Here is a 23,049-nt window from a genome sequence, read left to right as displayed (position 1 = left end):
CTCCCGGAATTCCGCCGGGAGCGACTTCTTGCTGCGGTTTGCCGTCGATTGGTAAATAGCATGCCCTGACCGGCACATCGCCGAACAGACTTGCATTGTCCCGAAACCAACCCAGAGAATTATCCTCGCGCGTCAGCGCACATATCAAGCAATCGCGGTTGGGAGAGATATCCGCCGCTGCGGAGAGATGAACCACATTGCGCCGTTTTCTGTGTCCCAACTGCGGGAATGAAGTCCATTTCGGCAACAGCCAATGCGTATGGTGTTCCGCACTGCTCGGATATATGCCGCCGGAGGACCGTATTCTGGCATTTGCCATGGACCAAAGCGGCACGTCCGCACCCAAAGCTTGCGCAAACCGCGATCTGATCGGCTGCAACTGGCTCTGCGAGAGCGACGCTCACGCGCTGTGCCTGAGCTGCCGACACACGACCTTGATCCCTGATATCTCGGTCGAGACCAATGTCTCCCGGTGGGCCCGGCTCGAACGCTCAAAGCGGCGGCTGTTCTACGCGATGATAAAATTCAAGCTGCCGCTGGAGAGTGGCCCCGACGGGACGTCGGGCGGATTGCATTTCGCGTTTCTCAGCGACGAGATCGGCCCGGACGGCGCGATCGAGCGGGTGATGACAGGCCATGCCAACGGCCGCATCACGATCAATATCGCAGAGGCCGACGATGCCGAACGCGAGAAGATACGGACCGAGATGGGCGAGCCCTACCGAACTGTGCTGGGGCATTTCCGGCATGAGCTCGGACACTATTACTGGGACAAGCTGATCGCGCAAAAGCCCGCGACCGAGGCATTCCGCGCCTGTTTCGGAGACGAAAGCGGCGACTATGCGGAAGCGCTGAAGGCCCATTACGCACACGGCCCGATGCCCGGGTGGCAAATCTCCTATGTGAGCGCCTACGCGGCGGCGCATCCGTGGGAGGATTTCGCCGAGACCTGGGCACACTATTTCCACATGGTCGACGGGCTAGAGACCGCCTACGCCTACGGGATCAACCCGCAGCCGCTCCGTGCCGACGAGCCGCGGCTGATTCAGCTCGAGAATCCTTTCCACGTCGAGAACGTGCAGGAGCTGATCGATCACTGGGTACCGCTCACCGTGGCGATGAATGCGATGAACCGCTCGCTCGGCAACCAGGATTATTACCCGTTCGTGCTGACGCCCGCGATCCTGGACAAGCTCAAGTTCGTCCATGAACTGATCGCGGCGAACGAGGTCCCGTTCGCCAGCTGAGCAAACGGGACCCGGCCGTCCGGCACCTTACTTGCCGTGCGGACGGCGCAGATCGAGCGTGAACGGAAACTCAGGATGCGGCCTGTCCAGCTGCGCCTCGTAATGGCCCGGAGTGTGGCTGTGCGCCTCGAACCGCGCCAACCGCCGCGCTTCTGCTTCATGGCCGTTGACGGGGAAGGTCTCGTAGTTCCGTCCGCCCGGATGCGCGACATGATACTTGCAGCCACCGAGCGCACGCCCTGTCCAGGTATCGTAAATGTCGAAGACCAGCGGCGCGTCGACCGGCAGCACCGGATGCATGGCGCTCGCCGGCTGCCAGGCCTTGTAGCGCACGCCACCGACACCAACACCGTTCTCCGCCGCCTTCTGCAAGGGTACCGCGCGGCCATTGCAGACCACCCGGTAGCGTGAGGCATCGGCCGCGGTGAGCTTGACCTGAAGGCGTTCGGTAGAGCTGTCGGTATAGCGCACGGTCCCACCGATCGCGCCGGTTTCGCCCAGCACCAGCCAAGGCTCCAGCGCCTGCCGGATTTCCAAGTCCACACCCTCGTAGCTGACTTCGCCGCAGAACGGAAAGCGGAACTCTGCCTGGGCCTCGTACCATTCGGACCGGAGCGGGAAACCGTGGTCCGCCAGATCGCCGAGGACTTCGCCGAAATCCTCCCAGACGAAATGCGGCAGCATGAAGCGGTCATGAAGGGTCGTACCCCAGCGGACCGGATGGCCCTCGAGCGGGTTCGCCCAGAGCCGGGCGACGATGGCGCGGATCAAGAGCTGCTGTGCCAGGCTCATTCGCGGGTTCGGCGGCATCTCGAAACCGCGGAACTCGACGAGGCCGAGGCGCCCGGTGGGGCCATCGGGCGAATACATCTTGTCGATGCAGATCTCCGCACGGTGCGTGTTGCCGGTCACGTCCGTCAGAATGTTGCGAAGCAGCCGGTCGGTCAGCCAGGGCATCACCCGCTCCGCCTCCTCCGGCTTCGGGATCTGAGCAAGGGCGATCTCGAGTTCGTAGAGGCTGTCGTGGCGCGCTTCGTCGATCCTCGGCGCCTGGCTGGTCGGGCCGATGAAGAGCCCCGAGAAGAGATAGGAGAGGCTCGGATGGCGCTGCCAGTAAAGGATGATGCTCTTCAGCAGGTCGGGACGGCGGATAAAGGGACTGTCCAGTGGCGTCGCGCCGCCGACCACCACATGGTTGCCGCCGCCGGTCCCGGTATGCCGGCCGTCGATCATGAACTTGTCGGCGCCGAGCCGGGTCTGCCGGGCGGCCTCGTAGACCGTCTCGGTGATCGCGACGCACTCCTCCCAGCTCGAGGCAGGATGGATGTTCACCTCGATCACGCCCGGATCGGGTGCGACGCGGATTACGTTAAGGCGCGGGTCGTGGGGCGGCGCATAACCTTCAATATGCACCGCGACGTCAAGCCGCTTGGCCGCACTCTCCGCTGCGGCGACCAGCTCCAGATAATCTTCCAGCGCCTCCACGGGCGGCATGAAGACGCAGAGCCTGCCGTCGCGCAGCTCGACAGAGAGCGCCGTGCGCACGGCGCCGGACAGATCTCCCGCCTGCTGCTCTACCCGCTCTTGCACAGGTTCGGCGGCGACAAAGGAAGCCCGCATCTGTTCTCGTTCCGCCGGATCCGGCAGCGGACCCCGGGGCATCGAAGGGTCCATAGGGTAGACATAGGGATAGTCCGCCGCCGGCACATGCGGCAGAGTGCCGAGCGGCAGGCGGTAGCCGACCGGGCTGTCGCCCGGTACGAGGTAAATCGTGCCGCGCCGCGTCTTCCATTTTTCCGAGCGCCATTTCGTACCCGTCGCCTTTGATTGCCAGCGCTGGACCGGCAGCACGTAGCCGGACGGCTCCGTCAGCCCGCGGGAAAACACCCGGGAGATCCGGTTGCGCTCCTCGGGGTCCTCCAGCCTGGAGTTCTCGGGTGTGACATTCTCCGGAAGATTGCTCTCCTTGACGATCCAGAGGGCCGGATCCTCGAATGCCGGGACGACGAATTCCTCCGCCACGCCGAGCTCGTCTGCGATCCCTTGTAAGAGGGCTTGCGCCTGCTCCGGCTTCGCGCCGGTCTCGGCGCCCTCCTCCGCGATCAGGCCGACATCGGACCAAACCGGTTTGCCATCGCGCCGCCAGTAGAGAGAGAAGGTCCAGCGCGGCAGAGTCTCGCCGGGATACCACTTGCCCTGCCCGTAATGCAGGAAGCCGTTGGGCGCGAACTCGTCGCGAAGGCGGCGGATGAGGCCGTCGGCCAGCTCACGCTTGGCAGGACCGACCGCCGAGGTGTTCCACTCGTCTGATTCGAAATCGTCGATCGACACGAAGGTCGGCTCTCCGCCCATGGTCAGGCGGACATCGCCCGCCTCGAGCGCGGCATCAACCGTCTTGCCAAGCGCGTCCAGCGCCGCCCAGGACTCGTCCGAGAATGGCTTGGTGATGCGCGGATGTTCCGCCACCCGGCTGACCTGCATGTCGAAGGCAAACTCGACATTGGCCGCGCTCGCCATGCCGGAAATCGGCGCGGCGTTGCGATAATGCGGGGTCGCGGCCAGCGGGATATGGCTCTCGCCGGTCAGCAGCCCCGATGTCGGATCGAGGCCGATCCATCCGGCGCCGGGGATATAGGCCTCGGCCCAGGCATGCAGGTCGGTGAAGTCCTTGTCCGTCCCGGCCGGCCCGTCGAGCGAGACCAGATCGGGCTTCAGCTGGATCAGGTAGCCGGAAACGAAGCGCGCCGCGAAGCCGAGGTTGCGCAGGATCTGCACCAGGAGCCAGCTGGTATCCCGGCAGGAGCCCTTGCCGGCGCCCAGCGTCTCCTCCGGTGTCTGCACTCCGGGCTCCATCCGGATCACGTAGTCGATGTCCTGCGAGAGACGCGTGTTCAGCCCGACGATCAGGTCGACGGTGCCTTTCTCGCTACGATCAATGCTGTCGAGGAACTTCTGCAAGAGTGGTCCGGCCGGCTCCGCCGTCCGGTAGATGACGAGATCCGGCTCGATATCCTCGCCATAGGCGAAGGGCCATTTTTCGGCGGTTTCCTCGACGAAGAAGTCGAAGGGGTTGTAGACGGTCATGTCCGCGGTCAGGTCGACCTCGATCTTCAGCTCGGTGACCGGCTCGGGAAAGACGAAGCGGGCAAGCCAGTTGCCGTAGGGATCCTGCTGATGGTTCACGAAATGATCGGACGGGCTGACCTTCAGCGCATGCGAAATCACCCGCGTCCGGCTGTGCGGCGCGGGCCGGAGCCGGATGATCTGCGGACCAAGTACCACCGGCCGGTCGTACTTGTAGTGTGTCAGATGATAGATGGCGGCTTTGATCGACATATTTTCCCTCAGACACGCTTGCGACACAGCACGGAAAAGGCGCGGCTATGTTACCTAGATCTTGCTCCGCACCATTGTACCGACCGGCATTCCAGGTGCCAGAGCCTCAAGATGCGCCGTGCCAGACCTGTTGCGGCCCTGCCGGCGCCAGTCAAAATCGTAAGGTCTTCGGCCGGTAATGCGAGGGATTTCGTCGCGTGACTGCTTTAGCCGCCGAAATTGGCCGCAACGGGGGGCGCACCGCTTCTGTCTGGGCATTACGCGAAAAGAAGATCGATCTTATGTGGGGAACTGGTGCAGTGGAACCTAAGTCGTTTGAACGACTTGTTCCAGACGCTCGCCGATTGGGAAGACATCCTCAAGGACGTTGAACGCCAGACTCTCGAAGAAATCGAAAAGATGGAAGGGCCTGAGCCATGAGCCTTTCCAAGACCGCATTCACTGAAGCCGCACGCCCGAAGAAGTCTAAGCGCCCTGCCCCGTTCTCGATCCGTCTAAGTGAGGAAGAACGTGCCCGCCTCAAGAAAGAGGCAGGAGATCGCCCGCTTGGGGCCTATATCCGCGCGAAGCTACTCGGCAAGCGGAACATGGGCATCGACTATGTGACCCTCGGGCGCATTCTCGGGCTGCTCGGCAAGTCCGAGCAGATTTCCGTTCTCTACGCCCTCTTGCTGGCCGCAGAGGCGGAGCGCGTGCAAATGAGCGCCGAAGACAGCGCCGTCCTGCATGCCACCCACGAAGACATTCGTGAAATCCGCCTCATCCTGATCAATGCCCTCGGGCTCAAATCAGGAGGCTGAGAGATGATACTGGTCGGCAACCAACGCGGCGGTGCACGTGATCTCGCCCGCCACTTAATGAAACAGGACAATGAGCGGGTAGAGATCTATCAGCTTCGCGGCTTCATGGGCCGTGATCTCGATGAAGCGTTTCAGGAGAGCCAGGCCATCGCCCGTGGAACCCAATGTAAGCAGTTCCTCTTCTCGCTGAGCCTCAATCCGCCCAAAGGGACAGAAGTCAGCAACGAGGAGTTCGAGCGAGCCATCGATAGGGCTGAGGCGAAGCTCGGCCTCTCCGGTCAGCCTCGCGCCATCGTCTTTCATGAAAAGCGCGGTGATGATGGCGAGATGCGCCGTCATGCCCATGCGGTGTGGAGCCGGATCAAAGCCGAAGAAATGAAAGCTGTTCCGCTCCCTCACTCAAGGCGCAAGCTTCAAGATGTTTCACGCGATCTGCACTTAGAACATGGCTGGACCATGCCGCGCGGGCTTGCCGTGAGTGGTGAGCGCGATCCGAGGAACTTCACGCTGGCTGAATGGCAACAAGCGCGGCGCATCAAAGAGAACCCGCGAGAGATCAAGGCAACGTTTCAGGATGCCTGGGCGATATCGGACAGCAAGGCCGCGCTTTCCCATGCTCTGGAGGAGCGCGGCTATTGGCTCGCGAAGGGCGATAAGCGTGGTTATGTGGCGGTAGATCGTCACGGGGAAGTCCACAACATCGCCAAGCGCGCCGGAGTGACCACGAAAGCGGTGCGTGAGCGCATCGGCGATATGGACACCCTTCCTTCCGTCGCTGATGCCAAAATCGAGATTGCCCGCGCGATGCAGGCAAAGATGGAAGCCTTCCAACAAGAGGTGCGCGAACGCGAGGAGCGAGAAAATCGGGAAGCGAACGAGCGCCGCGCCGCTCTCAAGGCGCGGCAGGAAGCTGAGCGTCAGAGACAGCGCGACACGGCGCAAAAGCGGGCACAAGAGGAAGAGAAAGCCCGTCAGGCGCGCCTGCGCTCTGGCATCTTGGGTCTTTGGGATCGGCTGCGCGGAGAACGCAAACGCCAGATCGAGCAGAACCAACACGAAGCTGAGACAGCGAAACGCCGCGATAAGGGAGAGCGCGACCAACTGACGGCGGCGCAACTCGCCCAACGACGTGAGGTTGTTAAAGAGCGTGCTATCCAGCGCGTAACCAACACGGCGGCAACACGCGAGCTCACGGAAGACGCCAAGGTCTTCAAACAGATGGAAACCAATGCCGAGCAGGAAAGAGAAGCACGCCGGGATGCCTTCAAGGAACGCCGCCGGACCGAGGAACGTCCTCGCCGCCGAAGCAGGCAGCGTGACGGGCCTACCTTAGAGCCTTAGGCATCCAGCAGGATTGTAAATGGGTTGCGCCTGCAACCCTTGGCCTTCGCCGAGAACGGGGTGTGCAAGCGGAGCGAAAAATCGACGGCGGGCGCAGACGAAGTCGAGCCTCGGGAGACCGTCTATTTTTCGTGAAGTGCGCCGAGGGGCTGGCCCCTAAGCTGAGCGAAGGATCGAAGCCGGACGGCTGAAACTCGCTGCTGAGCTGTTCGGTTCACGAGAACCCGCCCTAAAAGGGCGAACTCTCAGAACACTAACCCTCTTCATCATCGGTGATCCGCACTAACATCGTGCCGGATGACCAGACGTGATGGTCTGGAATGAGAGAGAACTGGTTGCCCGAAGCATCAAAATAGAACTGCGTTAACCCCGAGAGCCAGTCGTGCGAAAGCGGTATGCGCGCATTGGGGTTGTGAAAAATCTGAAGCTCGTCAGACCAGCCCTCTTCATAATTCGGATCGGAAACGTCGACGGAAAATGGGATGCCAATCGTCGCATTTGGATCGGGGTTAAAGCGGTAGCCGAAGCGGTAATATTTATGGCTGGGAGCGCCAAATCCGGCTGTTACGCCAATGCGATCAAACTTCGAGATAGTTCCTGCATTGGAAAAGAGTACAGCGGAAACATGCTCCGAGCCGGGCAGGTCAAAGAAGCCGGAGGGGATTTCCTTCTGTCCATATTTGTGGGTCGGGTTAGGCACCGCAGAGGTCCTGAGCTCTCCATCGACGATCTCCCAGTCGACGCGGTGTCCATAGAGGTACGGCCAAAGAGCTGACTGAGTGTAAGTCATGGAGCCGAGCTGATGCCGCTCCGCCTGTTTGTGAAAATCAGCGACAGCGATAACAAATGGTTTGTCTTTAGTGTCCTCTCGTTCCCAGTAGTGGCGGCCTTGTTTGTCGATCTTGTTTAATTTGTTGGTCAGCGGTGTGCCGAATTTCATGGGCATGTAGTTCGCCAGAAATTCCTGCATTTCAGCCTGGGTCTTGGGCTCGGGATGAGCCGCCAGCGGACCGGCTTGGGAGGGCGAAACGGTTGTCGCCTCCACCGCAAATTCTATGCCTGGCGCCCGGCAGATAAAGTCGGGAGCTTCAAGCTGGGTGATGTCAAACCCCAACTCTCTAAAAGATGCCCATAGATACAGCTCCCACAAGCGCTGATCGAATTGATGGAATTGGAATTCTTCAACGAAATGAGGATCTGCGGGCGCTAACCAAGGACCAATCTCGCGGACGACGGCACGAGCGGGTGCTCTTCCAGGGCGCTCCGCGAGTTCTCTGAAATAGGGGTGTAGATGCTCAGGATTTGTACCCTCGGGAACACGCAGAACATCCGTAGGTGTATTGGGCTCATCACCCTGGAATCCAAGTTCACGAATGTTCTCGCGCCTCAGGGTCTCAGCGATTGCGAGCCGCAACCCTATCGTCGCATATGCCTCGCTTCTAAGACTGGCGGCCACGTTAACAGATCGAAATCGGTTTACCCGATCCCGCGCCAAAATCTGCCAGCCATAGTCGTTATCCGTAGTGTCTCTGAAAACGAAGCCAATGAGCTTTTCATCCTGGTCAGCCCAATAGGAAAGCTCCTCGGCCATCACACGAGCAAGAGAGTGTCGAGACCCAAGCGTGTAGAGGTTGAAACGGGCATACGAAAGCTCTCTGGACATTGCCAGATCACTTTCTCTCTGGGCTTGTTTCCGCTTAGCCTCTCCACCCATATTTGCATCTCAATTTTTGCGACTATTTCACGCAACCTTGTTTAGCCCCGCTAACACCTCGCGAAAGCTGTTCAGGCCTGCCTCCAGGTTCTCAATGATCTCCTCGGCGAGTTCGTCCGGCTCCGGGAGATTGTCCAGATCGGTGAGGCTCTTATCCTTCAGCCAGAACACGTCGAGGCTGGTTTTGTCGCGAGCGATCAGCTCGCCGTAACTGAAGCAGCGCCAACGCCCTTCGGGATTGGTCTCGGCGTTCCAGGTCGCCTCGCGCTCGTGCCGGTTCTCCGGCTTGTAGCAGTTGATAAAATCCACCAGATCGTCGTAGCGCATCGGCTTCTTCTTGAGCGTGTGGTGGATGTTCGTCCGGTAGTCGTAGTACCAGACCTGCTTCGTCCAAGGTTTTTCGCTGGCCACCTGATTGTCGAAAAAGAGGACGTTCGCCTTCACACCATGCGCGTAGAAGATGCCTGTCGGCAGGCGCAGGATCGTGTGGAGATCGGTGTTCTTGAGCAACCCTTTGCGGATCGTCTCGCCCGCTCCGCCCTCAAACAGCACGTTGTCCGGCACCACGACCGCAGCGCTGCCGGTCGTTTTGAGCATCGTGCGGATGTGCTGCACGAAATTGAGCTGCTTGTTCGAGGTCGTCGCCCAGAAATCCTGGCGATTGTAGGTCAGATCGTCCGTATCCTGCTCACCCTCCTCGTTGGTGAAGCTCATGCTGCTCTTCTTGCCGAAGGGCGGGTTGGCAAGGACATAGTCGTAGGTCTGCGCGCTTGGCGCGACCAGCGCATCATTCGGGGAAATCAGAACGCCCCCGTCGATCTCCCCGATGTTGTGCAGGAACATGTTCATAAGGCAGAGACGGCGCGTGTTCGCAACGATCTCGTTCCCATGGAACGTCTCGTGCTTCAGGAAGTCCTTTTGATCCTTGTCGAGTTGATAGTTGTCCGGATCGGTGATGAAGTCGTATGCGGCAAGAAAGAAACCACCGGTGCCACAGGCTGGGTCGGAGATGGTCTTGTTGGGGGCGGGCTGAACGCACTCGACCATGGCACGGATGAGGGCGCGCGGTGTGAAGTACTGTCCGGCGCCTGATTTCGTGTCCTCAGCGTTCTTCTCAAGCAAGCCTTCATAGATGTCGCCCTTGACGTCCGCGCCCATCATCGCCCACTGGGTGCCGTCAACCATGTCGATCAGACGAAACAACTTGGCCGGGTCCTGAATCTTATTTTGCGCCTTGGTAAAAATCTGACCAAGCATGCCGGTCTTCTGACCCAATTCACGCAGAAGCTCGATGTAGTGCCCCTCCAACTCCGCGCCACGTTTGTCTTTCAGACTTTGCCAGTTGTATTTGGCGGGAATGCCGACATCGCGATTATAGGGTGGTTTGGAATATTCATCCGCCATTTTCAGGAAGATGAGATAGGTGAGCTGCTCCAGATAATCGCCATAGCCGACACCGTCATCGCGTAGCGTGGTGCAAAAACTCCATACCTTGGTAATGATTGGCGCGGTGTTCATGCAGCCTCCTTCTTTCTCTTTTTGTTTTTCTTCGCGTGTTCTGCCTTTTCGACCTTGATCCGTTCCAGCAATACAGATGCAGACTCATCGTTGGTGTCTTGCCTAACGAGTTGTCCGGAGAACGCCTTTTTTAAGATGGATTGCCTAAGAGACTCAGCTTTCAATAGCTGATACTCGATGTCCTGCTCTTGTTTATCGAGCAAAGATAGGGTGTCCTCAATTGCGTTGACGATCTCGTCTTGCTCTTCGGTCGAAGGTAATATTACGGGTATTTGCCGGATGGTTCCCATCGATAAGGAAGGCTGTGCCACCGCTTTTACGGAAGCGAGGGCGAGCTGTTTTCCTTTTGGTGACCGAAGAAATAGCTCCACATATCGCGGATTAATCGCGTCTGATTCAAGGCGCATCATTCCAATATTGGGACCAAGAAAATAGGTTCGGTCGCTGGGAACTGTCGCTACGTTTCCTGTACCAGCTCCGACAAAAACCATCAAAAGCTCCCCGCCACCGAGATATGAACGAGTAAGATTTTTGACAGAGCTCGAATGAACGTGTGAGTATTCTGTGCGCCGAAAACCATTCGGTCCCGCATTCTCAGCCTTGATGACTGGCAGGTCGCCATCGTCGTCGTAGCGAACAAATTTTGTATATTCAAAACCGGCAAGCTTTGTGACGAAGCAAAAGTCTCCCAGTTGAAGCCACTGCCAATTCGGTGGTCCGTCCCACATAATTTCGACCTGGTCCGCTCGCGGTTTATCGGGCTTTGCCGGTTTTCGCGGTTTAGCCGGTTTCTTGTCCGGCTTGCCCTTAGCTTCCCAGTCCTTGACCGCAGTCTTCCACTCTTCAAGTTGTTGTTCGTAGCGGATTTCGCGTTCTTGCCTAATACGAGCCAAGAGCTGGTGTGCGGATTCGAGCTTATCCCTGTTCTCTTCTCGCCATTGCCCCGTGAGCTTCCCTTCAAAGGCGTGCTTGAGAACTGCTTGGCGATAAACTTTGAGCTGCTCCCGCGCGGTCTTGAGGTTCTCGACCCCTTTGTCTAGCGCAGAGAACAGCTCCTCAATTTTGGCAACGATGCGATGCTGCTCAGGTGTTGGCGGGAGCGGGATTGGAAGCAATCCAAAAGCAGCCCCAGATAATTCCAAAAAAGTCGTGCCACTTGCTCGCTTCTCCGCAAGTAGTTTTGAGCCTTTTAGATAATAATAGACATACTCGTTGAATATTCCGCCACTTGGGATCAGGCTTTTAAACCCTTGATTTGTTGCAAGTGGCTCTGCGCTAATCGCGACATATCCGATAGGTGCACGTGTTGAGAAATGCACGCTTCCCGACGGCATGACTTTAGCGGAGCTATTATCGAGGCCAAGCTTTGAAAGGCTCTTAGCCCCACAGGAAATTGTCTTCGATGAATATCCAGTCAGATCAGCAGGAGAAATCCAATTTACTTCATTTCCCCAGTACCTGGGCTCCTTAGTTGATGGGGTGCCACCTGCAACTACATCGCCGAGAGCCTTAATCTCGGTCCACTCCCAATTAAGCGGAATATCCCAAAGTTTCTCATTCTTCATCACGCCGCCAACGCCTCATTCAACTCTTTAATCACTTGATCCATTTGATCGCCAAAAAGCTGATACATCTTGCCCATACCGCCTTTGGCATCAAATGGCGACATCTCAAGGTCATCGCGGTCTAAGTGGAATGAGCTTATGATGTGATCGCGAATCATGCGCAGCCAGTCCATCTGCTCTTCATTGAATTTTTGCCCGCGGCCGCTGTGGTGGCCCATAATCCAATTTTGGAAATTTTTTCGAACGGTTTCCGAGTACGGCGCGACGCTGGCATCGATTCCGCAGACGCGACGGATGAGGGCGATCAGGGCGGTCAGTTCGGTGGTTGGGTCACTGCCTTTGTACTCGTCCAGGAGGGCATAAGCGCGCCACACCCGCAAGGGCGCGAGGGTGGGTCGGTCGGCCTTCAGTTTGTCGAGCACCTCGCGGATCATGTCGTAGGTTAGCTCGCTGCGGCGGTGCGGTTGGCTATAGAAGATGGTCAGCGCCTCAATCTCGTCGCGATTGGCCTCAAGGTACGCCCGGAAATCCTCGGCCATCTGCTGAGCGTTGCCCTGAGCGTCGCCATCCCACTCCGCGCGGGTGAGCTTATCGAGGCTCTCGTGATCGATGGTCTGCTCCTTGTCGCGCCGAATGCCATCGATCAGCTCGATTAGCTCTCCGGTGAAGATGCTCGCGGCTTCTCCAACCATTTGATCCTGCACCTTGTGGCGCGACTCGGGAGATGGTTCGGCGTCTGCGGCAAGGCCCTCAATTTCCCGCGCCTTCATTTCGACCCGATCAGGGTCGATGGCAGAGAGCAAGTTTGCGACGATGTCGCTCAGCCCAATACCACCTGCGACCTCTTGGATCTTTGCCTGATCGTCATGGTCGAGCTGCTTGTTCAGCCGCGCCAGGCGTCCGGCGAGCGAGCTAACGGTGTCCTCATCACGGGCACCCATCATGACTCCCATCGCCAGATCCTTAAGCGGAACAGATGGCTTGGTGATGAGCGGCTGGCTCGCCGTTTTCAGTGATTTGGTTACGCCGATGGCATCAACGATTACGTAGTGGGTCTTGGCGGTCTTGGCGGAAGGTGTGACCTTCTTCAGATCGTCCTCGCCCAGCGTGCGCGTCCCGCGTCCCTTCATCTGCTCGAAGTAGTTCCGGCTCTTCACATCACGCATGAACAGAAGGCATTCAAGCGGTTTCACGTCCGTGCCGGTGGCGATCATGTCCACAGTCACCGCGATGCGCGGGTTGTAGTCGTTCCGGAATTGCGCGAGGACGGACTTAGGATCTTCCTTGGCCTGATAGGTGATCTTCTTGCAGAAATCGTTGCCTTTTCCGAACTCCTCCCGAACGGTCTGAATAATGTCGTCCGCGTGGCTGTCGGTCTTGGCAAAGATGAGAGTCTTGGGAACCTCTTCGCGCCCCGGAAAGATATCAGGGAGCCTGTCGCGGAAGGTGCGGATCACCGTTCGGATCTGATCGGGATTGACAATGTCGCGATCAAGCTGCTTGGCGGAGTATGCCTCGTCTTCGTCCTGGCGTTCCCATCGCTTTTTGCGGGTCAGCTTTTCTCGTCGCTCGATAAGCTGGTCAGCCTTGAGGCTACCGCCCTGCCGGGTGCGTTCGGTCTCGATGACGTAGATTTCGTTCCCGACGTTGACACCATCGGCAACCGCCTTCTCGTGGTCGTACTCGCTGACAACGTTCTTGCGGAAGAAGCCATAGGTGCGGTTGTCCGGCGTAGCGGTCAGCCCGATAAGATAGGAGTCGAAATACTCAATGACCTGCCGCCACAGATTGTAGATGGAGCGGTGGCACTCATCGATGATGATAAAATCGAAGAACTCTGGCGGAATTTTGGGGTTGTAGGAAACTGGCACCGGCTGTTTCGGACGCACCATGGCCTCTGCCGGATTGCCCTCCTCGGCTACCTCATCCAGATCCTCGCCCTTCAGAAGCGAGTACATACGCTGGATCGTGCTGATGCAAACCTGGCTGTCTTTGGCGACGAAGGACGACTTCAGGCGCTGGACGTTGTATAGCTCGGTGAACTTCCGGTTATCGTCGTTCGGCAGGTAGGCCATGAACTCTTGCTCGGCCTGCTCGCCAAGGTTCTTGGTGTCGACCAAGAACAGAATCCGCTTTGCGTCTGCGTGCTTTAGGAGCCGATAGACCGAAGTAATGGCGGTGTAGGTCTTGCCAGAGCCGGTCGCCATCTGAATGAGCGCACGCGGACGGTCTGCCTTGAATGACTTCTCTAGGTTCTCAATCGCTGTGATTTGGCAATCGCGCAACCCTTGGTGCGGAAGCGGCGGAATCGTCTGGAGACGAGCCCGAAGGGATGCAGGCTTCGAGAGCCATTCCTGCATGGTCTCGGGCCGGTGAAAGCTGAAGACCTCGCGGGAACGTGGCGTCGGGTCGCGACCATCGGTGAACCGTGTGACGACGCCCGTGCTCTCATACACAAAAGGCAGGGGCTCCTTGTTGTTCACCCATTTGAGCTTGGCTGCTGCGTAGCCGCCGGACTGCTCCTCGACGGTCGTGATCTTCTGGCCCCAATCCTCAGGCTTGGCCTCAATGACTCCAACGGCCTTCTTGTCCACGAACAAAGCGTAGTCAGCCGGACCGATGTCCGTCTGGTACTCGCGCACGGCAATGCCAAGACCGGCATTCAAATCGATCTTTTTGTTGTCCTGAACCTTCCAGCCAGACAGCTCCAGCATCTTGTCGATGTTGTCGCGAGCCTTCTGCTCAGGCGTTTGGTTTTTTTCTGCCATGCCGCCCCCTCGGCTTAACATACGCACTCATTAAATAGGGCCATGCACCTCGCCAGTCTTATACGTAGCGCGACCCACCTATAAATACTTAATGAGTAAATGGTTGATAAGCAATGCGATTATTCAACTTAGAGCGGTTGTTCGCGTCTCTAGTGCGGGCGCTGGATTGATCTCCCCAATGTACCCGAAATGGTGCGATCAAACGGCGCTCACGTTTGCCGGGATGAAACGGCGGCACGTTTCGATTGGCTCGAAGAGCCAACTGGCAGGGGGTTGCACAGGGGGCGGCACGCCCACTTGCCGAGGGGAGCGATAGAGAGCCGAGCCAAGGCGCTGGTACTACCAGCGCACATCTTGCGCGTAGCGTAAGCACACTAAACTCCGCCTCGCTCAGATCCGAAATTGATCCGCTCTAGAAGCTGCCTGGGGCACCGAAACAGCGCTGCTGTCTATGCGGCCTCATCGAGCCCCAGACGCTTGATTGCACGACTGAGCGTAAGAGGCGAAACCCCGAGCTGCTTGGCGATATCCTTCGGGCGGGCACCCGACTGCCGGATATCGCGATGGGCTGCCTTCACATCCGCAGGACGTAAGCTGCGAGGGCGTCCGACGTGCCGCCCCCTCCTCTTCGCGGCGCGCATACCCTCGATGGTGTTTTCGACGATGATGTCACGCTGGAACTCCGCGAACGCAGAGAAGACGTGATAGACGAGCTTTCCACCTGGCGTCGCGGTGTTGATGCCTTCGGAAAGCGAGCAGAAATGTATCCCTTCGGCATGGAAGCGGACGAGCAGGTCCGATAGATGGAGAACCGAGCGCCCTAGCCGGTCGAGCTTGTAGACGATGACCGTATCCCCCGGCTTCATGTAGCCGAGAAGACGGTCGAGACCTGGACGGCTGGATCTAGCCCCCGAAATCCCGTGGTCAGTGAAGATCCTGTCGCACTGTGCGGTCTTAAGGGCATCGAGCTGCATGCGCATCTTCTGATCGCGCGTCGAGACCCGCGCATACCCTATGCGCCGACCGTCGCTTTCTGCCCCGAACCACAGCGTCACCGCGCCCTCCGACCTCGCTCAAAAGGGAACCCTTTTGAGCGCCTGAGCCACAGGGGTTTGCTGCCGCTTCGAGCCAGCGCGACAGGAGAGTAGATTGGCACAACTTCAATACACATCAAGTCAAAAAATCAATCCTCATAAACATCAACCACCTATATCAAAAACGTTCGCTTATGAAAGCATGTAAAAATATCACACTGACGGTTGACAAATAGTAAAAACTGGACAAACAACCCAAAAACGTGTATAAAATTCCCAAAAATCGACTCCAATTGAAACTTAATTCCTTGGAGTCAGGAGCGGAATGATGGCAAAAGTTTCTACAAGATTACAAGCGACAAGCGCTTTGGCCGGAGTGGCATTGGCCGCCTTTGGCGCAATGGGTGACGCGCATGCAGGTGATGGCAAGACGGTTGGTGAAGTAGCGAGCATGCCGGGCGGACAGGGCGTGCAGTATATTTACGACATTGCCGCCGAACGTAGTTTGACGCTAGCTAGACGCTTTGGCGATAGCGCATCACAATGTCTCCGCAAGGAGTTTGTTACAATTAATCAAACAAGCGACGGGAGTATCGTTCTGCCCCGAGGGCTAAAGTCGGCAATTACGAGCGTGCACAGGCTTAACAGTACTGGAGATTCTAGCGCATCTGCCGATGATGCAGTCATACAGGGAGTTAACTGGGTTGCCACGAACGTCTGTAAATTGCCCGCAGACGCAGTTTCGTTAGCATCCCTTGATAATGACTAGACCTAACCCAGACCTGGCGTTGAGCCGATTTTGGCGAAATCAACTTTACTAAAATCAACCTCTTGCAGAGGCTTTGGTTCGTCGCTTTCAGGTGCTGTGGTAGCAGTCTCTATGCCGTAGTTTTCGGCAAAAGCGGACGCCACCTTTTCCTCTTTTGAGTTATCCGCAAATTCGGCAGCTCTATTGGACTCTACTTCTCTTGCTATGTCGTTTTCTGCAGCTACTTTTGTCTCGTGCGCCTGAAGAAGCTCTGGGCCCATCTCCTTATCATCAACAATCCGCTGCAACTCTTCCGGAGACATTTTACCTGCAGCCACCAAGTCCGTCATCGTCATCAGGTCTTGGTAATCTCTCATCCGCTGTTGTGCCGCTCTGACCTTGTCAGAAGAAGCTCCTTGCGCTTTGAGCTGTCTGACCTGCTTTGCATAGTGATTGTAGCGATCTGAGGCAGCGTCTCTTAGATCACCAAGGGTCATATTCACGTTCTGACCACCAAGGTTTAGCGCAATTGGCTGAGCATATGCCGCAGCGCTTGCGGCTAGCAGTTGCTGAGTTGCCGCTCTGCCTTTAGCGGCCTCCAGACCGGATTTGCTATTCGGGTTATTGGCAGGGAAGAAGCGGTAATTGCCGCCTGCTTTTGTCTCTGACTGCTCCGCCTGAAAGTCCTTTAGATTGGCATCCGAGTGTTCACGCGCCTCAACAGCGCGCTCTTCAAGCTCCGTCTCCACAACGTCGACGAATTCAACCGTGTTCTCGCCCCCTTCTTCGGCTGCTGGCTCAAAGCTATCGTCTTCCATTTTACCCCGTTACACGAATTAAATTCGCTTTTACTTGAATATCTTCTAGGCAATCACCCAATACTCTTGGAGTGATGCAGTCTTATATTCCCACAACTTTCTTAAGAATTATGTAAAATTAGATAAAATAAGAATAAAAATTAAAATAAATCTGTAGTATATTGTTTTAATTATGAATTCTGATGCGACAACCAAGAACAATCAGCTACTAAAAGCCATAGAAAATTCCGAGTTTGGAAGCGTCTCCCGCCTCGCGGAGCATCTAGGCGTTCACTACAACTGCTTATACACCTATCTGCGGCTCGACCGCTCTCCTATCGACCAGTCCGGTTACGTGAAATACGACGCTGTGGCTATGTGTGAAGCGCTGGGGTTTGAATTGCCGGATCTGTTCCCTCCTGAAGCGCTAGACCGGCCTTATCGGCTGCGGGAGACCTATGACGACGGTTACGGGCAGCGAGCCTATAAGGGCCGTCTCAAGAAATACTTCCCGGAGCGCGAGCTAACCGGCGATCAGGTTGACGCACTGATCGCCCTACTCGACTTCAAAGCGATCATCCCACCAGAAGCCGCTCCAGCCATTGCCGAGGAATTGATACGCCGCATGCCCCAGGACGAATACGAGGTGTTCTCCCGCTTCGTGTTCGAAGGCATGCCGATGAAGGAAATAGACACGATCCTCGGGATCGGAACCAAAGCCATCCGCGCGCGGTACAGCTCCGCCCTGAAGCAACTCAATTCACCAGTGACGTTAAAGGTGATTAGGGAGTTTAAAGCCGCTTAAACACTGAAGCCTGCATCAAGCTGATCCGGAAATGATCCGCACTAAAAGCTGCCACGAGCACCGACACAGCGCTGCTGCCTATGCTGGCTCGTCGAGTCAAACGGCCAATAATGCATGAGAGTGACGGGCGTATCGGGCCACTAAGATCCCGAGGGAACTATAACTACGAGACCATTGCCGCCATCAGCTATAGCTGAAGCTCCGACGCCTGAAACATAATCTGGGTCTGTGTTGTTGGGAGGAATGCCACTGGATGTCCCCTGTAGGGTAGAGCCTGCCGGACCTGCTGTGAGTGTAGTGTCAGTCGCTGTTGCTATAATATAACCGGATCCGCCACCACCGCCTGGCACAGCATCTCCATTATTGTTTGAATTATTCGTTGTTGATGTACCGGCGCCACCGCCGCAATAACCGCCACCACCAGCACCGCCTGTATTTGCTCCGGTTGAATAACCAGAAGCCGATCCGCCGCCGCCAATCACAAATTTCCCGCCGCTGGTTGAGTGACATGTCGCGTTTAAGCCTGCGACTGATTGGGTCCCGCCTACGCCAGGCGTATATGTGCCCGTGCCCGCTTCACCAGTGGTCCCACCACCGGAGCCACCAGCATAGTTCGCGCCGCCACCGCCTGTGAGACTAGAGGCGCCGCCACCGCCACCGGCGACGATATATGGTGTTTCACCCGAGAAGACATAAGAAGCACCTCCGCCAGCGCCTGCACCTGATTGCTCTGATCCAGGGTTTGCAACCGTATCACCGCCGCCACCGAAACCACCGCTACCATCTCCATAAGTGCTGCTGCCGATGTAGCCAGAAGAACCGCCGCCTCCGACGACAATAGATATTGTGTTTCCTGGGGTGACGCTAACGGTGCCCTTTGCGTAACCACCAGTGCCACCTGGGGAGAGGTATCCGTTGTAGCTGGAGCCGCCACCGGCGCCGCCCCAGGCTTTAATCGTGATTTTCGTGCAGCCTTCAGGAATTGTGAAACTCTGTTCCGTGCCGGTATAAGAAAAGACTTGTTTTGTCGTGTCGCAGGTGGCTCCGCTACCGCCGCCAGTGTCGACCATCGAGACCCACTCGGTCCCATTACAGAATTTGTAGACATTCTCAGCGACAAAGTAGTCTATTTCGGCTTCATTTCCGTCTGGACTACTACAATCAGCGGCAAACGCCCCACTCGAAATATACAGAGAGAGAATTATCGTCGAAAATAAAAATAATAAAAAAGCCCTAAGCATTCATTTTTTATTATATCAATGATTAGTAATTTCTACAATTATTAATAGACCTCTATAACTCTCTCTAATCATGGGGTGTTAAAGTGGGTTCTTAGCCAGATAGCGCCTCAAGTCGTCATAGAGCACTTGGGTTCCATAACGGTGCGGTGCGAAACCGCTTATAAGGTGCGCCAGCTCCTCCAGATCCAACAGCTTCGGAAAATCCCGCATGATCCGCTCGAACGAGGTGGTGACCGCTTCGAACAGCTCCGGATCGTCCGGGTTGTCCTTGTGCATGTAAATGTAGAGCGCGATCAGTTGAAGCCCGGCATATGCCTCGTGGATCTCATCGGAATACAGCGTGTCGTTATCCTTGCTCATGGAGAGCGCGCAGAACACGCGCGCTGCCACTTCGAACAGGAAGTAGCTGAATCTCGGGTCGGGTTTCTCCCCCGTTATCCCCGCCCGAATGCCGTGATGATTGAGCGCCTTTCGCATCATCTCGCTGCCAGCGATGGCATCCATGATGGCATTGCCTCTTGGCGATAGTTCCTGCTTCTCGAACAGGAAGTACCCCGTCCACCCAAACGCAAAAGGTTCTTCCAGGGCAGCCCGGAGCAGTGCCTCGCGAAAGCGGCCATACAAATCACGGATCGTTCGCGGTGTGATCCGCGTTTCCTCTGCCGTGTCCTCCACGGTCTTCTCATCACAAAAGCACCGCAGCACTCTAAGAAACCTGTGCTCAGACAGCTTGGCGCGGCGGTGATAGCGGTTTCGCGGCTGCGTAGAAAGACCCGCTTTTTTGTTTTGCTTTGAGCCTGATTTATTCGGTTTTTCAGACATTTAACCTGCCGGTTCACGCGCTCATCTTCCGTAAGCTGTTTTACAGCATCTTGCGCCGCGACTAGCATCATAAAACCCCAACAAACAAACCTGCTCTTCCTGACAAGCCAGCCAGTGATTTTGCACGGGAGTCCGTCCCGGCAGATCGCCCGAATGAGATGGCTTGAAAGGAGGATGCCATGCGAAAGCAAGCCATTGTCGCCGTTGCAGTAGCCGGAGCGCTGCTGCTCGGCGGGTGCTCCGAGCGGGAGCGCCGGGAAATGCGGGAAAAAGAAATCCGCATTGCCGCCGAACAGGCCCGCCAGCAGCGCATTTTTCACCAGCATGTTGCCGATCTGAACGCGGAAACGCTGCGGCGTAAGAACGTTCTGGCGGCAGAGACGGCGCGCCAGCGCAACTACAACCTGACCGCGCTCGGCAAGGTCATCGCTTTCTTGGCTGCCGTCGTGGGCGTGATCAGTTTCGGCATCTATTCAGCCCGGCGGCTGGCCGAGAAGCAGAGCGAAGAGCGCACCAAGCGCCACAACCTGAACCTCATGGCCATCGAAGCCAATCCAGACCTGCGCCCCGACGAGCGCAAGGACCTTTACCGGATTGCGTTCCGGGAATCCGGGCGCGGCGGTGGCACCGCGATGATCGACATTACCCCAGAGGAAGGAGCCGCGTGATGAAGGACTGGAGCAACACAAACACCGGGAACGAGAACGGCCCACCGGGTCAGAACATCCTGACCATTTCGCTTGCGTTGCTGGCGGCTCTGCTGGGAACACCGATGCTGTTCGAGTTTATCGGTCCGCTTGTCCGCAAGCTGGTTCTGAGCGCCTATGGCTCCGAAGAGTTTGCGTTTCTCATGTACTACGCGAGCTTCGTGCTCTCGGGCGCTGTGATCTTCTCCATTACGAGGATCGCGCTGTTCTACGCCCTGGCGGGCGTTGCGGGCTTCGGCGCGCTACGCCTCGCGGGTGCGGCGTTCTAAATCATGGCCGCGCCGTTCTCACGAAGTGCGACTGCCTTCGGCTCGGCCCGGTTTGCCGAGCCGAAGGAGATTGCCGAAGCCGGACTGTTCAACCGGACGAGAGACTCACTCTTCGTCGGGTTCTACGGGAACCGTGGACTGGTCTATTCGGGCATGGCCGGGCTGGTAACGTGCGCCGGGCCAAGGTCTGGCAAGCTGACCACGACCCTTGCTTACAACATCTGTAGCGGCGGCTATTCCGGCACCAGTTTGATCTTGGACGTTAAGGGCGAGTGCGCGGCCATCTCGCAATGGCAGGTGCCCGCCCGCAAGTTCTGCATTTTTTGGAACCCGCGCCGCTTTCACGGCCTGCCGTATCACCGCATCAATCCGGTTGGGCACCTGAACCGGGACAATCCGGATCTGGTCTCGGATGTGCTGGTGTTCTGCGAGAACATGATCCCGCCTTCCGGAAGCGCGAACGGTCGCTACTTCGAAGGGCGGGCTCACGAGTTCCTGGCCGCCATCGTTCTCACAATCGTTAAATGTGACAGTGTTCTGACGCTGCCTGCGCTCTACCGCGCCATCAATCTACTGGTGATGGGCGGCGAAGCCTGGCTGGACTTCGCCTTCGAGATGACCGAGGCCGGGTTCGATCTCGCGGAGCGGATCGAGGAAGAAGCTGCCAACTCGCGCGCCGACAGCACGGGCGGCTTCAAGGGCATTCTGGGTGAGATTACCCGGGCCTTCACAGCCCTTGCCGACCCGGTGCTGATGGAGGCTGTTTCTCCGCCCTTTGACTTCTGCCTGTCGCAGCTTTGCTCCAGCGATCAGACCTACAACCTCTACCTTATGCCGCCGACAGAGGCGGTCGAACCGTGGGCAGCGGTGCTCAAGGCGTTCTTCGTCGGCGCGAGAACCTATAAGGCGCGCGCTCCCTCGGCCCCACGCCAGACATGGTTCTTGGACGAGTGCGGCCAGCTTGGCGGCTTCCCCCTCGTGGCCAAGCTGTTCACCCGCGATGCTGGCCTTGGCATCCGCCCATGGGCTTTCTTCCAGAGCACCAAGCAGATGAACAATCTCGCGCCGGACGGAGAGTCGCTGCTGCTCGCCTCGGCGGGGCTCCAAAGCTGGTATGGCATCCGCGACGAACGCACGGCCCGCACGGTCTCCACGATGCTCGGCAATGAGACATTGGCCTATGTAGACCCGCGCAACCGGGAGATGGCGCGCCATGGGGCACTGAAGGCCGCCAAGGCACTGTTCAGCGGCGGCAATCCGCTCAATGCCGCGCTCGATATGGCCCACCAAAAACGCATGGCGGAGGCCCCCATTCTGAAGAGCGCCCCATTGTGCAGCGTAGACGAGTTGCTGGGCATGCCTGCGGACAAGCAACTGATCTTCGCGGATGGCCTCAGTCATCCGATCTGGGCGGATCGCAGGCCGTATTACGAGCAGCCCTTCATGGCCGGACGCTACCACCCGAACCCGTATCACCCGCCCATTGACCGCGTGCTCACCATGACGCCGCGTGGTCCCCAGTGGCGGCCCGTGATCGTGGAGAAGGTCGATCCAAGATTTTCTCATTACCCGCAATACGCAGATGGAACTTGGAGCCGTATCGGATGACCAGTTTTGCCAAAACCGTATCAGCCACGCGCATCGACGCGCCGTCGTCACGTGAGAGCTTCGATGCCGCCCGGCAAGAAGCTGTCCCGAAGGTGGAAGGGCCTGGCTCCGAGATGATTGCCAAGGACAAGCCGCACCCTGCGCCGCGTCCGTCGCCGGGTATGGCGGTGGAGAGCGACCGAGCGGCCTTCAATACCGCGTGGGAGCGCGAACAGCGCCGCGCTGCCTTCATCGCCATGCGCACAGATCCCGAAACGGGAGCGCGCGTGCGCGTCCTCAACAAGACCTTCAACCGCTAACCGCAAAGGAGATCCGCCATGGACCGCGATAACGATAATTCGACCGTGACGAACAAGCCCGCAGATGTGATCCGCGATACCAACCTCAAAGCCTCGATCTGGCGCAACGAGTCAGAGACCGGCCCGTTCTACGCGACGACGATCACCCGGACCTACAAAGACCGTGACGGCGAATATCGCGACACGAACAGCTTCGTTGCCGGAGACCTACTCAAGGTCGCCGAACTGGCGCGAAAGGCATACGAGCGCACGAACGAACTGAGCCGCGATGGTCGCGATCAGAGCGCGCGTGAAGCTTTCCGCGAGCGCCGGGAAACCAGCACAAATCGGACTCCCAAACGCGAAATCGAGAGGTAGGCCCCGCGAAAGATTCTTTCCAATTTTTCTTGTATTGCGGAAAGTATTCAGATAGAAATGTTCTTGATTTGTT

19 protein-coding genes are annotated in these 23,049 nt (G+C 57.6%); 10 read left to right on the top strand and 9 right to left on the bottom strand.

Annotated elements, in window-relative coordinates:
• Positions 1-197: 197 nt before the first annotated feature.
• A complete protein-coding gene (locus JJ959_RS02935) occupies positions 198-1,247 on the top strand; it encodes a putative zinc-binding metallopeptidase (protein ID WP_292879767.1) in 1,050 nt (349 codons plus the stop codon).
• 27 nt (positions 1,248-1,274) lie between these two features.
• Here JJ959_RS02935 and JJ959_RS02930 read toward each other — a convergent pair whose 3' ends face one another.
• On the bottom strand, positions 1,275-4,583 hold the full coding sequence (locus tag JJ959_RS02930) for a DUF2126 domain-containing protein (RefSeq protein WP_292879766.1): 3,309 nt from the start codon (positions 4,581-4,583) through the stop codon (positions 1,275-1,277).
• A gap of 416 nt (positions 4,584-4,999) precedes the next feature.
• On the opposite strand from JJ959_RS02930, the gene JJ959_RS02925 reads away from it, so the two are divergent.
• Together JJ959_RS02925 and JJ959_RS02920 are read left to right on the top strand one after the other, a co-directional pair.
• Complete coding sequence (locus JJ959_RS02925; RefSeq protein ID WP_292879765.1) at positions 5,000-5,383, top strand: hypothetical protein; 384 nt, start codon at positions 5,000-5,002, stop codon at positions 5,381-5,383.
• 3 nt (positions 5,384-5,386) lie between these two features.
• A complete protein-coding gene (locus JJ959_RS02920) occupies positions 5,387-6,724 on the top strand; it encodes a relaxase (protein WP_292879764.1) in 1,338 nt (445 codons plus the stop codon).
• 253 nt (positions 6,725-6,977) lie between these two features.
• On the opposite strand, the gene JJ959_RS02915 is transcribed toward JJ959_RS02920, so the two are convergent.
• From JJ959_RS02915 to JJ959_RS02895, 5 genes are all read right to left on the bottom strand, one after another.
• Positions 6,978-8,387, bottom strand: a complete 1,410-nt coding sequence (locus JJ959_RS02915; protein WP_292879763.1) for a hypothetical protein — start codon at positions 8,385-8,387, stop codon at positions 6,978-6,980.
• A gap of 78 nt (positions 8,388-8,465) precedes the next feature.
• Positions 8,466-9,956 carry a class I SAM-dependent DNA methyltransferase gene (locus tag JJ959_RS02910; protein WP_292879762.1) on the bottom strand — a complete coding sequence of 497 codons (1,491 nt, stop codon included), beginning with the start codon at positions 9,954-9,956 and terminating at the stop codon, positions 8,466-8,468.
• Positions 9,953-11,521, bottom strand: a complete 1,569-nt coding sequence (locus tag JJ959_RS02905) for a restriction endonuclease subunit S (RefSeq protein WP_292879761.1) — start codon at positions 11,519-11,521, stop codon at positions 9,953-9,955. The genes JJ959_RS02910 and JJ959_RS02905 overlap by 4 nt, the downstream gene beginning before the upstream one ends.
• A complete protein-coding gene (locus JJ959_RS02900) occupies positions 11,521-14,289 on the bottom strand; it encodes a DEAD/DEAH box helicase family protein (protein WP_292879760.1) in 2,769 nt (922 codons plus the stop codon). The genes JJ959_RS02905 and JJ959_RS02900 overlap by 1 nt, the downstream gene beginning before the upstream one ends.
• 449 nt (positions 14,290-14,738) lie before the next feature.
• On the bottom strand, positions 14,739-15,344 hold the full coding sequence (locus tag JJ959_RS02895) for a recombinase family protein (RefSeq protein WP_292879759.1): 606 nt from the start codon (positions 15,342-15,344) through the stop codon (positions 14,739-14,741).
• 307 nt (positions 15,345-15,651) lie between these two features.
• Between JJ959_RS02895 and JJ959_RS02890 the strand changes: the two genes are divergently transcribed.
• On the top strand, positions 15,652-16,092 hold the full coding sequence (locus JJ959_RS02890; protein WP_292879758.1) for a hypothetical protein: 441 nt from the start codon (positions 15,652-15,654) through the stop codon (positions 16,090-16,092).
• A gap of 2 nt (positions 16,093-16,094) precedes the next feature.
• Here JJ959_RS02890 and JJ959_RS02885 read toward each other — a convergent pair whose 3' ends face one another.
• Positions 16,095-16,889 (bottom strand): hypothetical protein, encoded by a 795-nt coding sequence (locus JJ959_RS02885; protein WP_292879757.1) that lies wholly within the window; start codon positions 16,887-16,889, stop codon positions 16,095-16,097.
• 172 nt (positions 16,890-17,061) lie between these two features.
• On the opposite strand from JJ959_RS02885, the gene JJ959_RS02880 reads away from it, so the two are divergent.
• Positions 17,062-17,673 carry a sigma factor-like helix-turn-helix DNA-binding protein gene (locus JJ959_RS02880; RefSeq protein WP_292879756.1) on the top strand — a complete coding sequence of 204 codons (612 nt, stop codon included), beginning with the start codon at positions 17,062-17,064 and terminating at the stop codon, positions 17,671-17,673.
• 140 nt (positions 17,674-17,813) lie between these two features.
• On the opposite strand, the gene JJ959_RS02875 is transcribed toward JJ959_RS02880, so the two are convergent.
• Complete coding sequence (locus tag JJ959_RS02875) at positions 17,814-18,914, bottom strand: glycine-rich protein (protein WP_292879755.1); 1,101 nt, start codon at positions 18,912-18,914, stop codon at positions 17,814-17,816.
• 78 nt (positions 18,915-18,992) lie between these two features.
• Positions 18,993-19,736 (bottom strand): hypothetical protein, encoded by a 744-nt coding sequence (locus JJ959_RS02870; RefSeq protein WP_292879754.1) that lies wholly within the window; start codon positions 19,734-19,736, stop codon positions 18,993-18,995.
• A gap of 179 nt (positions 19,737-19,915) precedes the next feature.
• Here JJ959_RS02870 and JJ959_RS02865 point away from each other — a divergent pair, with 179 nt between their 5' ends.
• Genes JJ959_RS02865 through JJ959_RS02845 form a run of 5 tightly spaced genes read left to right on the top strand, consistent with a single transcriptional unit; the run spans position 19,916 to position 22,976 of the window.
• The gene (locus tag JJ959_RS02865; RefSeq protein ID WP_292879753.1) at positions 19,916-20,404 is read left to right on the top strand and encodes a hypothetical protein; all 489 of its coding nucleotides are present in this window, start codon (positions 19,916-19,918) and stop codon (positions 20,402-20,404) included.
• The gene (locus JJ959_RS02860) at positions 20,404-20,712 is read left to right on the top strand and encodes a hypothetical protein (protein WP_292879752.1); all 309 of its coding nucleotides are present in this window, start codon (positions 20,404-20,406) and stop codon (positions 20,710-20,712) included. The genes JJ959_RS02865 and JJ959_RS02860 overlap by 1 nt, the downstream gene beginning before the upstream one ends.
• Before the next feature lie 3 nt (positions 20,713-20,715).
• A complete protein-coding gene (locus JJ959_RS02855) occupies positions 20,716-22,320 on the top strand; it encodes a type IV secretory system conjugative DNA transfer family protein (RefSeq protein WP_292879751.1) in 1,605 nt (534 codons plus the stop codon).
• Positions 22,317-22,619 carry a hypothetical protein gene (locus tag JJ959_RS02850; RefSeq protein ID WP_292879750.1) on the top strand — a complete coding sequence of 101 codons (303 nt, stop codon included), beginning with the start codon at positions 22,317-22,319 and terminating at the stop codon, positions 22,617-22,619. The genes JJ959_RS02855 and JJ959_RS02850 overlap by 4 nt, the downstream gene beginning before the upstream one ends.
• A gap of 18 nt (positions 22,620-22,637) precedes the next feature.
• Complete coding sequence (locus tag JJ959_RS02845) at positions 22,638-22,976, top strand: hypothetical protein (protein ID WP_292879749.1); 339 nt, start codon at positions 22,638-22,640, stop codon at positions 22,974-22,976.
• Positions 22,977-23,049: the final 73 nt, after the last annotated feature.

It is taken from the genome of Nisaea sp. (assembly GCF_017640745.1).
In the GTDB taxonomy this organism is placed as follows: Bacteria; Pseudomonadota; Alphaproteobacteria; order Thalassobaculales; family Thalassobaculaceae; genus Nisaea.
The sequence above is the reverse complement of the archived record's forward strand: the minus strand, read 5'-3'. Positions and strand labels throughout refer to the sequence as shown.